The sequence below is a fragment of the Roseateles sp. AC306 genome, assembly GCF_979253795.1.
Genome location: NZ_CEEDEB010000012.1, coordinates 19,740 through 32,138 on the forward strand (window position 1 = coordinate 19,740; position 12,399 = coordinate 32,138).

Annotated in this window: 10 protein-coding genes; 2 read left to right on the plus strand and 8 right to left on the minus strand. The window is 70.6% G+C overall.

Annotated elements, in window-relative coordinates; translation table 11 throughout:
* Positions 1 to 24: 24 nt before the first annotated feature.
* From AC0IZJ_RS20440 to AC0IZJ_RS20460, 5 genes are read right to left on the minus strand one after another with little or no spacing between them, the layout of a single operon-like run.
* The gene (locus AC0IZJ_RS20440; protein WP_471853224.1) at positions 25 to 1,674 is read right to left on the minus strand and encodes a GMC family oxidoreductase; all 1,650 of its coding nucleotides are present in this window, start codon (positions 1,672 to 1,674) and stop codon (positions 25 to 27) included.
* 15 nt (positions 1,675 to 1,689) lie between these two features.
* Positions 1,690 to 2,985 (minus strand): cell envelope integrity protein CreD, encoded by a 1,296-nt coding sequence (gene creD, locus AC0IZJ_RS20445; protein WP_471853226.1) that lies wholly within the window; start codon positions 2,983 to 2,985, stop codon positions 1,690 to 1,692.
* Between the two features lie 60 nt (positions 2,986 to 3,045).
* On the minus strand, positions 3,046 to 4,482 hold the full coding sequence (creC, locus tag AC0IZJ_RS20450) for a two-component system sensor histidine kinase CreC (RefSeq protein ID WP_471853228.1): 1,437 nt from the start codon (positions 4,480 to 4,482) through the stop codon (positions 3,046 to 3,048).
* Positions 4,483 to 5,157: a two-component system response regulator CreB gene (creB, locus tag AC0IZJ_RS20455; RefSeq protein WP_471853229.1), complete on the minus strand. Its 675-nt coding sequence runs from the start codon at positions 5,155 to 5,157 to the stop codon at positions 4,483 to 4,485. It abuts the gene before it with no gap.
* A 16-nt stretch (positions 5,158 to 5,173) separates the two neighbouring features.
* Positions 5,174 to 5,815 (minus strand): MarC family protein, encoded by a 642-nt coding sequence (locus AC0IZJ_RS20460; RefSeq protein ID WP_471853231.1) that lies wholly within the window; start codon positions 5,813 to 5,815, stop codon positions 5,174 to 5,176.
* A 226-nt stretch (positions 5,816 to 6,041) separates the two neighbouring features.
* On the opposite strand from AC0IZJ_RS20460, the gene AC0IZJ_RS20465 reads away from it, so the two are divergent.
* Positions 6,042 to 7,340, plus strand: a complete 1,299-nt coding sequence (locus tag AC0IZJ_RS20465; protein WP_471853232.1) for a reverse transcriptase family protein — start codon at positions 6,042 to 6,044, stop codon at positions 7,338 to 7,340.
* On the opposite strand, the gene AC0IZJ_RS20470 is transcribed toward AC0IZJ_RS20465, so the two are convergent.
* Complete coding sequence (locus tag AC0IZJ_RS20470; protein ID WP_471853233.1) at positions 7,303 to 8,094, minus strand: helical backbone metal receptor; 792 nt, start codon at positions 8,092 to 8,094, stop codon at positions 7,303 to 7,305. The two genes, AC0IZJ_RS20465 and AC0IZJ_RS20470, sit on opposite strands and share 38 nt — an antisense overlap.
* The gene (locus AC0IZJ_RS20475; RefSeq protein WP_471853234.1) at positions 8,091 to 8,990 is read right to left on the minus strand and encodes a hypothetical protein; all 900 of its coding nucleotides are present in this window, start codon (positions 8,988 to 8,990) and stop codon (positions 8,091 to 8,093) included. The genes AC0IZJ_RS20470 and AC0IZJ_RS20475 overlap by 4 nt, the downstream gene beginning before the upstream one ends.
* 220 nt (positions 8,991 to 9,210) lie before the next feature.
* Between AC0IZJ_RS20475 and AC0IZJ_RS20480 the strand changes: the two genes are divergently transcribed.
* Positions 9,211 to 9,804, plus strand: coding sequence for an RNA recognition motif domain-containing protein (locus tag AC0IZJ_RS20480; protein ID WP_471853236.1), 594 nt, complete (start codon positions 9,211 to 9,213; stop codon positions 9,802 to 9,804).
* Between the two features lie 218 nt (positions 9,805 to 10,022).
* Here AC0IZJ_RS20480 and AC0IZJ_RS20485 read toward each other — a convergent pair whose 3' ends face one another.
* Positions 10,023 to 12,311 (minus strand): carbohydrate binding family 9 domain-containing protein, encoded by a 2,289-nt coding sequence (locus AC0IZJ_RS20485; protein WP_471853238.1) that lies wholly within the window; start codon positions 12,309 to 12,311, stop codon positions 10,023 to 10,025.
* Positions 12,312 to 12,399: the final 88 nt, after the last annotated feature.

Sequence of the window (12,399 nt, forward strand, 5' to 3'; positions counted from 1 at the left end):
CCGGCGACAGCGCTGGCGGTTCGCCTATCCCGCCAACCACCCCGCCAGCTTCTCCGCAATCATCAAGGTCGGCGAGTTCGTGTTCCCGCTCGTGATCGTCGGCATCACGCTCGCGTCGGCGATGCGCAGGCCGGTCACGCCGCGCACGCGCAGCCGTGAGTCGACCACCGCGCCCGGGTCGTCCTTGCGGCCCATGCGGCAGGTGCCCACGGGGTGAAAGATGGTCGTCGCGATGTCGCCGGCCAGACGCGCGAGAGCCTCATCGGCCTGGTGCTCCGGTCCCGGCTTGTATTCCACGGGCTTGAAGCCCGCCAACGCCGGCTGCGAGACGATGCGGCGGGTCAGCTTCAGGCTCTCGACGGCGACCTGCCTGTCGGTATCGGTAGCCAGATAGTTGGGCCGGATGGCCGGCGCCGCAGCGGCGTCCGGGGACGTGATGTGCACCGTGCCGCGGCTCGTCGGGTTGAGGTTGCAGACACTGGCCGTGAAGGCGTCGAAGCCGTGCAGCGGCTCGCCGAAGGCGTCCAGCGACAGCGGCTGGACGTGGTATTCCAGGTCGGGCCATACCTTGTCCGGGCTGCTGCGCGTGAAGGCGCCCAGCTGGCTCGGCGCCATGCTCATCGGGCCGCTGCGGCGCAGTGCGTATTCCAGGCCGATCATGGCCTTGCCGAACAGCGAGGCCGAGCGCAGGTTCAGCGTCTTGGCGCCTTCGACCTTGTAGACGGAGCGGATCTGCAGGTGGTCCTGCAGGTTGGCGCCCACGCCGCGCAGGTCCTGCTCGACGGTGATGCCCAGCCCCTGCAGCAGTTCGGCCGGGCCCAGGCCCGAGAGCTGCAGGATCTGCGGCGTGCCGATGGCGCCGGCGCACAGGATGACCTCGCCGCCTGCGTTCAACCAGGGCTGCTCCACGCCGTGCGGCGTCTGCACCTCCACGCCACTGCAGCGCATGCCCGTGTCGTCGCGCATCAGCCGCAGCTTGCGCACCTGCGCACCCGTCCACAGCTCGAAGTTGGGCCTGCCGAAGGTGGTGGGCCGCAGGAAGGCCTTGGCCGTGTTCCAGCGCAGGCCCTTCTTCTGGTTGACCTCGAAATAGCCCACGCCTTCGTTGGTGCCGGCGTTGAAGTCGCCGGTGGCCGGGATGCCGGTCTGCTGCGCTGCTGCGGCGAAGGCGTCGAGGATGGGCCAGCGCAGGCGCTGCTGCTCCACGCGCCATTCGCCCTTGTGGCCGTGCATGGCGGCAAAGCCCTCGGGCGCCGTCTTGGGGTCGTCCAGCCGCCAGTGGTTCTCGTGGCGACGGAAGGCGCGCAGCACGCGCTCCCAGCGCCAGGTGTCGTCGCCCGTGACCTCGGCCCAGTGCTCATAGTCGCGGCTCTGGCCGCGCATGTAGATCATGCCGTTGATGCTGGAGCTGCCGCCCAGCACCTTGCCGCGCGGATAGCGCAGGCTGCGGCCGTTCAGGCCAGCCTCGGGCTCGGTGCTGTAGCACCAGTCGGTGCGCGGGTTGCCGATGCAGTAGAGATAGCCGACGGGGATGTGCACCCAGTGGTAATCGTCCTTGCCACCCGCCTCGATGAGCAGCACGCGCTTCGTCGGGTTGGCCGTGAGCCGGTTGGCCAGCAGGCACCCTGAGGTGCCGGCGCCCACGATGATGTAGTCAAAACCTTCTTTTGCCATGGGCCCGAGGGTAAATCACTCGCCCCGCGGGTTCCCTGACGTCAGCCCGTACCAGTCCAGCTTGCGGGTCAGCGTCATGACCACCGCCAGCACGATGAACAGCAGCACCGCGCCGATGACGAGGGCCGTCTGCTCGCGGCTGAGCAGCACGTAGAGCGCGCCGTACAGCAACGCGATGCCGCCGCCAAAGGCCGCGCCGCGCAGCCAGCCGCCCAGCATGGCGGCGGCGTACTGGGTCAGCACCAGGGCCGCCGCTCCCGCGGCGATCAGGTAGGCCAGCAGGAAGGGCAGGTGCTCCGACAGGCTCAGCAGCAGCAGAAAGAACAGGCTCAGCGCCAGGCCCACGAGCAGGTATTGCACCGGGTGCACGCGCCGGCCGGTCAGCAGTTCGGTGAGGCCGACGGTGACGAAGGTGAGCGCGATGAACATCAGGCCGTACTTGATGGCGCGGTCGCTCATGACGTAGGGGTTCACGGGGTCGATGAGTTCGACGGCGAGCGTATCGAGGTTGGGTTTGCCGGCGACGACGTCGGCCGCAGCGCTGCTGGCCAGCTCGGAAACCTGCCAGCGCGCCGAGAAACCGGCAGCGCCAACCTCGCGCTCGGCCGGCAGGAAGCGCCCGCCGAAGCTGGGGTGCGGCCAGCTGGACTGCAGGCTGACCGCCGTGCTGCCGGCGGCGGGGATGAGAGAGAGGCGCTGCGTGCCGATCAGATCCACGCTCAGCTTGAGTTCCAGCGTTTCGCCTGCGCGCGGCACCGCCAGCGCGGCGTGCAGTCCGGCGGGGTGCAAGGCGTTCGTCGTGCCGGGTTTCACGGTCAGCGCGCGACCGTCACGCTTGAGCTCGACGTCGCGCAGGCCGCGCGCGTCGCTGGCAGAGAACATCACGACGACGTCACCGCATTCGACCCGGCCGCCGGCGTTTTGCGCGGGCGGGCTCAGCGCGTCGAAGTCGTCCCAGCGCGCCTCGATGGACAACTTGCTGCCATAGCTGTTGATCTTGAACAGACCGCGGTAGCGTGGATCGGGGCTGACGCGCCCGTCAACCTGCAGCTGCGCCGGCGGCAGCACGGCCGCGAAGCTGCGGCTCTGAACGGTGTCTTTGGCAGGCGACCACGTCTCCTTGCAGTTGCGCGTCAGCAAGGGGCCGAGCAGGGTCTGCGGGCCGGCCTGCGATTGCTCGATGCTCTGCTGAGCCTCGCGCTGGCGTGCGCGACGCTCGTCAACCAGCCCACCGATCTGCGCGAGTACGAGGCTGATGATGACGGTGACGACGGCCAGGATGGCCAGCTTGGTGATGAGGGCTTTGTTCATGCCGCGCAGCATCGCGAGGCGATGTGAGGGCACGAAGGGCTGTGTGAAGTCGCTGTGAAGTCAGCGCGGAAGAACCAGGCTCACCCGCAGCCCCGGTTCCGCCGCCTCGAACGCCAGCCGTCCGCCGTGCAGCTCGGCCACGCGCCGCGCAATGGCCAGGCCCAGGCCCGAGCCTTTGACAAGGCTGCCGGGCCGCGCCGTCGAGAAGAAGCGCTTGCCCAGCTGTGAGAACGCGGCGGCCGGCACGCCGGGGCCGTGGTCACGCAGCGTCAGCCGTGCGGTGGCCGGCCCGCTGCTGACGGCCAGTTCCAGCGTCGAGCCTGCGGGCGCGAAGTCGATGGCGTTGACGAGCAGGTTGCCGAAGGCCAGCTCCAGCAGCGCGGCGTCCACGTCGACCGCCACGTCGTCCCGCGCCGTCCAGGCGATGCGCAATTCCTTCTGCGCCAGCCGCGATGCCTGCCGGTCCAGCTGCGCCTCGGCCCAATCCACCAGCGTCAGACGTTGCCGTTCACCCAACCCCAGCTGGGCCTCCAGCTGCGACAACCCCAGCACGCGCTCCACCAGCGTCTGCAGCCGCGCGGTCTGGTCCAGCACCTGGGCGGCGAAACGCTGGCGGTCGGCGGCGGGCAGTTCGTCCTGCAACAGCTCGCCGCTGGCACGCAGCGCGGCCAGCGGGCTTTTCAGTTCGTGGGTCAGCGCGCGCACGTCGTGCTCCAGCTGCTCACGGCCCTCCAGGCGGCGGCGCATGTCGTCCATGGCGTTCGCCAGGTCGCCCAGCTCGCCGGGCATGTCCGGCGGCGCAATGGCCTGTCCGGCCTGGGCCTGCTGGGCATAGCGGCGCAGCTTCCGCACCGAGGCCACCAGCCACAGCGTCACCGCCACGCCGACGATGAGGCTGGCCGCCAGCAGCGCCGCGCCCGCCCAGAAGACCCGGCGCTCGGCGCGGTCGATGAAGCGCTGCACGCTGGCCACCGGCTTGGCGACGCTGACGACGCCCAGCTTGCGGCCGTCCTTCAGCACCGGCGCGGCAACGACCAGGACGGTGCTCAGGTCCCGGTGCGTCTCGTAGGGCGTGTTGAGTGAGGCGCGGGCACCGTAGTCACCGCGCAGCGTCAGTGCCACGTCGCGCCACTGCGAGTAGTCCTGGCCCACGGCCGAGGGCTGGCCGGAGTCCAGCACGACGCGGCCCTTCGCATCGGTCACGTAGATGCGCAGGTCCAGGCTCTGCTTGCGCAGGCCCCAGATCATGGCGTCCACCTCGCGTTTGGCATAACGCTGCAACTGGGCGGCCAGGCGGCTGTCGGCCGTCAGCTGGCCCGCGCCGTCCATCTCGTCGGCAGCGGTCTCGGCCAGCAGGTTGGCCGTGTCCACCATCAGATCTTCCATGACCTCGCGCACGCTGGGCTTCACCTCGGCCAGGAAGACCTTCAGCAGCAGCACGGCGCTCAGGCCGGCGATGAGGAAGAAGCCGAAGAAGACGCGCAGGCCCAGGCGCATTCAGGGCTCCAGCGAATAGCCCATGCCGCGATGCGTCTTGATCGGGTCGCGCGACGGCGCCGCCTCGCGCAGCTTGGCGCGCAGCGTCTTGATGTGGGTGTCCACCGTGCGATCACTGCTGTCGGCGCTGGCGCCCCAGACGGTGTCGAGCAGCGCCTCGCGCGAGTGGATGCGCTGCGGCGCCTGCAGCAGCTTGAGCAGCAGGCCCAGCTCCAGCTTGGTGAGGTTGAGCAGCGCGCCGTCCAGCCGCACGCGCGAGCCGTCGACGGCAAAGCCTGTTGACGGTGCAGCGGGAGCAGGCACCGCCTGCGCGCGTCGCAGCAGTGCCCGCACGCGCGCCACCAGCTCGCGCGGGCTGAAGGGTTTGGCCAGGTAGTCGTCGGCGCCCAACTCCAGGCCGAGCACGCGGTCCATCTCCTCGCTGCGGGCACTCAGCACGATGACGGGCAGGTGCTTCAACGGGCCGGCGCGCAGCTCGCGGCACAGGTCCAGGCCGTTGCCGTCGGGCAGGCCGATGTCGAGGATGAGCAGCTCGGGCGCGGGCGCCTGGCGCAGCCGCTCGCGGGCCTCGGCCAGCCAGGCGCGGTGCTCCACGGTGAAGCCCTCGCGCCGCAGCGCGAACACGACGGTGTCCGCGATGGCGGGGTCGTCTTCCAGTAGCAGCAGGGTCGTCAAGCGCGCCTGCCCCGGCTCAGCCGATGGAACGCGCTGCCAGCACGGGGAACAGCTTCATGAGCCCGTCCGCCAGCAGCTCCACCGCCAGCGCGGCGAGGATCAAGCCCATCAGCCGCGTCATGATGTTGATGCCGGTCTGGCCCAGCACCTTGGCGATCTTGCCGCTGGCCGAGAAGGTGATGAAGGTCACCAGCGCGACGACGACGCCATAGCCGCACAGGATGGCCAGCTCCCACCAGACGCGGGTCTTGTCGGCGTAGATGACCATGGTCGAGATGGTCGCCGGCCCCGTCAGCAGCGGAATGGCCAGCGGCACGACGGCGATGCTGGCGCCGGCGTCGGCCTTGCTGTTGCCTTCGGAGACGTCTTCCTTGTTCGCCTCGGCCGGCTTGGCGTTCAGCATCTGCAGCGAGCTGATCAACAGCAGGCAGCCGCCGCCGACCTGGAAGCTGGCCAGCGAGATGCCGAAGAACTCGATGATCTTCAGGCCGAACAGCGCACTCAGCGCGATGACGATGCCGGCGGTGCAGGCGCTGACCAGGATGGTCCGGCGCCGCTGCTCGCGGGTCAGGCTGCTGGTGAAGTGGATGAAGAAGGGCACCACGCCCACCGGGTTGACGATGGCCAGCAGCGCAACGAGGGGCTTGTAGATGTCCATGGCGGGCGATTGTGGCCGGTAGGATGCCGTCGCGGCCGCTGCCCGAGGTCTTTGCCAGCCTTCACGGGCCAGCACTCCGGGGCAACCCCGGGGGTTCTCGATCTCGCGTCCAGCAGGGCGTGAAGCTCGGGGCGCTATGCGCCCGACACCTCACGCATCACCCGTCGCTCGGGCAGCGTGCCGCACCTTTTTCAGGGAGACATGACGGGTGGATACAGCCCGCACGATGACGGCCCGGGCGCTGGCCCGCGCGATGCTGGCTGGCCCGCATGAGGCAAGCGGCCTGGCGGCGCGCATGGCCGTCTGCCTGGATGCCCGCCCGCCCTGGCTCGCCGTGCTGGCGCAGGCGATGGCGCGTGTGCCGGGCGAGGTCTGGCGGCGGCTGGAGGTGGCGACGCTGGCCGAGCGCGTCGAAGCGCACGATGCCTTTGCCCAAGCCTGGCGCAGCGAGGCGCGGCCGGTCGCCCGCCACTGGCTGCTGTGTCCGCCCGATGACCTGTCTCCGGCACCGGCCGGCCTGCAGCGCCCGCACTGGACCACCGTCGGCGCGCTGGCGCGCGGTCTGGGCATGACGCCCGCCGGCCTGTGGCGGCTGACCCTACCCGCCGACTGGCAGCGCCGTCGCCCTCTGGTGCAGCAGCACTACCGCCAGCATCTGCTGCCCAAGCGTGGCGAGGGCGCCGGCTGGCGGCTGCTGGAGGTGCCCGAACCGCATCTGCGCGCCGTCCAGCGCCGCCTGCTCGGCCAGTTGCTGAACGGCCTGCCGCCGCACGAGGCCGCCTTTGGCTACACGCCGGGCCGCTCGGTCGTGCAGCACGCGGCCCGGCACACCGGCCAGGGCCGGGTCTTGCGCTTCGACCTCAGCGACTTCTTTTCGACCGTGCGCGCCGCGCGCATTCACGCTCTCTTCGCGACGCTGGGCTACAGCACGGCGGTCGCCCGTGCGCTGACCGCGCTGTGCACCGTCGCCACGCCCGAAGCCTGGTTGCGCGCCGAGCCGCGCCTGAGCTGGCCGCAACGCCAGCGGCTGCGCGACGCCCACCTGCCCCAGGGCGCGCCGAGCTCGCCCGCGCTGGCCAACCTCTGCGCCTTCGCTCTGGACGCCCGCCTGGCCGGCCTGGCCGAGTCCTTCGGCGCGCGCTACAGCCGCTACGCCGACGACCTCGTCATCTCCGGCCCGGCCACGCTGCCCATGCGCCAGATCGCCGCCTGGGTCGCGGCCATCGCCGCAGACGAAGGCTTTACCGTGAACCCACGCAAGACACGCAGCCTCGGCACCGCGCAGCGGCAATCGGTCTGCGGCATCGTCGTCAATGAGCGGCCCAACCTGCCGCGCGACGAGTTCGACCGTCTCAAGGCCATCCTGCACCGCTGCGTCGTCGACGGCCCCGCCGGCCACAACCGCGAGGGTCACGCCGACTGGCGGGCCCACCTGCAGGGCCGGGTCGCCTGGGCGGCTCAGCTGAATCCTGGCAAGGCCGAAAAACTCAAGGCGCTGCTGGATCGCGTTGACTGGTCGCGCTGAGGCCGCGCAGATAGTCCAACCCCGCCGCGCCGCGTGACCCCCACCAGCTCAGCAGTTCGCCGTCGACCAGTTGCACCCGCGCCTGAGGGCACAGCGCCTGCGCCTCGGCAATGTGCGTGGGGCCGAAGCGGTAGGGCTCGGAGCTGAGCAGCACGCGGTCGATGCCGCGCAGCCAGGCCTCATCGCCCGTCAACGTCGGGTAGCGGCCGGCACCGTGTTCGCCGCCCGGCATGTCCGGCCAGCTGCGCCAGTGGACTTCCGCCAGCAGCGTCGAGATGTAGGTGTCGCGCGCCACCGTCATCCACGGGTCGCGCCAGATCAGGTAGAGCACGTTCTCGCCCGGCCAGGTCTGCTCGCGGCACCGGGCCAGCGAGGCCGAAAACTCGCTCGACAGCGCCGCCGCGCGCTCGTTCACGCCAGGCTGGCCAGCGAAGGCGGCGCGCAGCTGTTCGAACAGCGCCAGGTTGTCCTCGGGCCGGCTTGGGTGGGTCACGATGACCTCGGGCACGAACTGCCCCAGCGCTTCAGCCGTCTCGCGCCGGTTCTCGTCCACGTTGACGACAACATGCGTCGGCGCGAGCTGCCGCAGCTTGGCGAGGTTCACGTCCTTGGTGCCGCCGACCTTGGGCACATCCTTCACCGCCTCGGCCGGGTGGATGCAGAAGCCGGTGCGGGCGACAAGACAGGGCCCCAGTCCGAGGGCCACCAGCGTCTCGGTCGCGCTCGGCACAAGGCTCGCGATACGGGGTGTCATTCCGCCTCGGTCAGGGCCAGATACACCGCGCAGCAGCCACGCAGCCACACCAGCGTCGGCAGCACCAGGGCCAGCGCAAAGACGATGCCGCCGCCGATCAGCGCCGCCATGCCCAGGTTGCCGCCTTCCAGCGCCACGCCGTTGGCGCCCAGGCCACGCGGCCCCAGGCCCATGACGCCGGCCAGCAGCTGGCGCGCCGGCAGCTCGATGCCCGCGCCCAGGATGGCCAGTCCCGCGAGCAGCTTGCCGCCGGTGACCACGACAAAGCTGACCGCCGCGGTCGTCAGCGCCACCAGCAGGTAGACGGTCGCCATCAGCAGGGCCGTTTCCGGCAGGCCGTGGCGCAGCCGCCCGCGCAGGAAAGCCAGCACGCCGGTGCTGTGCCGCCCGGCCCAGACCGCCGGCCCGGCCAGCGGCCCGACCAGCACGACCAGCACGAAGGCCAGCCCGCCCAGCAGCAGCACGCCGGCCGGCAGCACCACGGCCAGCAGCGGCGCGCCCACCCAGGGCCAGCGCGTCGCCCACAGCAGCCCGGCCAGCACCGCCACGCCAGCAGCGGCCAGCGCCACGCAGGCCAGCAGGGCCAGCAGCACGCGGTGGCCGCTGCGCAGCGCGTCGGCGAGGGCGTCCTGCGGGTCGCGCACCGGCAGGCTGCGGGCCTGGTCCATCAGCATCAGGCCAGTGGTGTTGACGCCGAAAAAGGCGACAGCCAGCGCCAGGCCCATCCACAGCGCGCTGAGCAGCTCGTCGCTGCGGGCGAGTGCCGACTGGGCCATGGCCAACAGCAGGCCGGCCAGGCAGAAGCCCGCCAGCAATGCATAGAGGGCGCGCAGATTTCGGGGCGCGTCGATGCTGGCGAGGACGCGGGCGAGGGCAGGCAGCAGGGGAAAAGTCATTGGGCCGGGATGGTAGCGATGACGCGAACATGAGAAACGGGACTCGCCAGGGTTTGTGCTAGCTCTGAAAAACAACACTTACCAGAGGGCCGCCGTGCAATCTTTACCCTCGCCACCATAATGATTCGCCTGTGTCTGGACGCCGCACCTCGCTGAATGGTTCACGATGGGTTGAAGCTCCACATGGTTTTTTTGGTTTTGAGTAGAGAAGGGCTTCCCCATGGGAAACAAGCTTTATGTGGGCAATCTGGCCTACAGCGTGCGTGACGAATCGTTGCAAGAGTCGTTCGGTCAGTTTGGTACGGTGACCTCCGCAAAGGTCATGATGGACCGCGAGACGGGCCGTTCCAAGGGTTTCGGTTTCGTCGAGATGGGTTCTGACGCTGAGGCTCAAGCAGCCATCAACGGCATGAACGGTCAGGCCCTGGAAGGCCGCGCGATCGTCGTCAACGAGGCTCGCCCTCGTGAAGAGCGTCCGGGCGGCTTCGGCGGTGGCGGCGGTGGCCGTTCCGGCGGTGGTGGCTTCGGCGGCGGCGGTGGCGGCAGCTACGGCGGTGGTGGTGGCTACGGCGGTGGCGGCGGTGGCCGTTCCGGCGGTGGCGGCGGCTACGGTGGTGGCGGCAGCACCGGTGGTGGCGGCGGTGGCTACGGCGGTGGTGGCGGCTACGGCGGCGGCGGCGGTGGCCGTTCCGGCGGTGGCGGCGGCTACGGCGGTGGCGGCGGTGGCCGTTCCGGCGGTGGCGGCGGATACGGTGGCGGCGGCGGTCGCTCCGGCGGCGGCGGCGGCGGTGGCTACGGTGGCGGCAGCTACTAAGCCCAGCTGACCCAGCACCGAATGAACAAGGCGCCCTCGGGCGCCTTTTCTTTTGCGCATGGCTGTTGGCTCCCTGGAATTCCGGGCCGAGCGCCGGGCCGCTCCCAAGCCGGCCCGCCAAGGCCATGATGGCAGCTCAATGCCGCCGTCATGGCCGTCCTCTCGGGGGACCCACTAGGCGCGCCCGCGTTCAGCGGCGCGGGGCTGGGCGAGGGGCTTCAGTACCCCAACGTGGCCTTGGCGAACAGTTCGTGGCGGCGCAGCAGGCCGGGGCGCTCGCTGGCCCGGTTCAGGCCGATGCTGAGGATGCGCGACAGGCCGACGCGGTGCTGGAACATCAGCGCCAGCTGCCGCTCCCGGCCGTTCTCTGAGGAGAGGCTGGCGGCGACGTCCTGGCGACGGGTGAAATGGGTCTGCTGGTGTATGAGGCGCAACGAGTCCCGCGGGCTCAGGTGCAGCACGATCAGACTCTGTGCGCTGCGGTCTGTGAAGGCGCGCCGGCCGTCCGGGGCATCCACCCAGCCGGTGCCCAGGCGCTGTTCCACCTCCAGCCACCACCCGCCGGGGAGCGGCATGCGCAGCTTGGCCTCCACCTGCGCCTGTAGCCCCAGGCCGAGGCGGTCGGCCTCCACGTCCAGGCGTCTGCCCCATTCGATTTCGCCCATCAGGAAGCTCAGCAACTCTCCCGGGTTGGACTCGAAGCCCAGCAGCAGCGTGCGCGTCTGATGCAAAGGGCCGCCGCTCCTGGCGCGGTGCTGGTCCAGCCCGACATGGCCCCAGACGCCGGTGTTGCGCGCTGCGGCGAACCAGAAGCCGGGCTGAAAAAGCCGGTCCACGACCTGACCAGCGGCCACGCCGAGCAGCGGGTCGGTCAGCGTGCGCGTTTCCTGGACCGTGAGCTGCAGCTCGCTGTCGTGCATGTCTATGCCGATGAGTTCGCGCTCGCCCATGCGCAGATAGCCGAAGGCGGAGGCGCGGCGCACGCCGCTCTGGCTGACGAAGCCGTTGTCGTTGGCGAAGCGCGCGCTGATCTCCTCGACGTTGACGTTGGCGACCCAGTCGGCATCGCGGTGGCGCCAACCCAGCCATGCGCGGTGGCCGCGCTGGCGCGAGACGCGCAGCACCTGGCCGGCCTCGTCCAGCCCCAGCGTCGTGCCCGACAACAGCAGGTGCCCGCGCCATTGGTCGCTGTCGCCCGCGCGCCAGACGCCGTCGCTGCCGGTGACCTGGGTGCGCAGGCCGTTGCCGAAGTCGCGCTGTGAAACCAGGCCGGCCAGGCCCAGGCTGCCCAGCTGCATGCGGCCGCGCGCAAAGCGGGCCTGCGAGCTCTGAGGCTGCAGGCCGCTGCGCGTCGCAAAGGCGCCTGCCCGCAAGACCTGCCCCCCGCCGGCGTCGCGCAAGCTCAGCGCCGTGGCCTCGGCTCCGGCGCCGCGCCAGGTGGCACGCAGGCCCCAGTCGGGGTCGGTGATGGCTCGGGTGTAGAAGGCCGCCAGGCTGCGGTTTTCGCCGGACTCATCCGGCTGGGTGGGGCCGACGACATCGGCGCTCTCCAGGAAGAACGGCCGCTTCTCCGGCACGCTCAGCGCAAACCGGGTGTTGCCCGCGAGCTGAGGAGCATCCAGCTCGACCTGGGAGAAATCGGGGTTGAGCGTCGCGTCGATCACCCAGTCCGCTCGCGGCCGCCACTTGAACTCTGCGCCGAGGCTTGCCTTGCGGCTGCGGCGCGTGCCGGTCTCGTCGCTGTCGCGCGTCGAGCGCAGCGTCAGCTCGGGACGGAAGGTGATGAAGCTGCGTTCGCGCACCTGCTCCACGAGGTCGGCCAGGCCCTCCAGCGGCTGCAGCTCGGCGATGAAGCTGAGCGCGTCCTTCGTATGCGCCGGCGCGCTGACGTCGAGCGTGCGGTTCTCGCGCGGGATGTTGCGCGCCACCATGACGCGCCAGGGCGCGCCGTCCGAGTGTGGGAACCTCAGCGCTGCAAGCGGCCAGCGCAGCTCGACGCTGTAGCCGTCCGGCAGGCGCGTGGCAGCGGCCTCGACGTCGAAGTCGGGCGCCGTGTCCTCGGTGTCTTCCTCTGCCGCGAACAGGCCGTCCTCGACGACGCCGGCCGCGCTGATGCGCGCGTATTGCGCGGTGCGGCGGCGGCCCACGGGATCGATGAAGACGGAGACGAAGTCCTGGTCGGCCTTGACCTGGTCGCGCCGGGCCAGTGGCGCGCGGATGCGGCCGGGCTCGGGGTCCCAGGCGCGGATGCCGAAGACGAGGGCATCTGCGGTGACGAGCACCTGCACCGTGGTGCGCCAGCGTGCCGGCTGCTTGTCTGCCGGCAGGAACTGCACGAAGCGCTCGTAGACGGGAGCGCGCTGCCAGGCAGCGTCATCGAGGCGGCCGTCGATGACGGGCGCCGCCTCGGCAGGAGCTAGGCGCAGCGCAGTCGGATGAATGGGTGAATCGGCCCACACGGGCAGGGCCAGGGCGCACAGGCCCAGGCCGAGAAGCGGGAATTTCATGGCGGCAATCGAAGCGATGACGTCGCGGCCCGGCGGGCGGCGCGACGGGAGGCATTGAGCCCGCTGCGAACAGGCGTGCGGGCTGGCG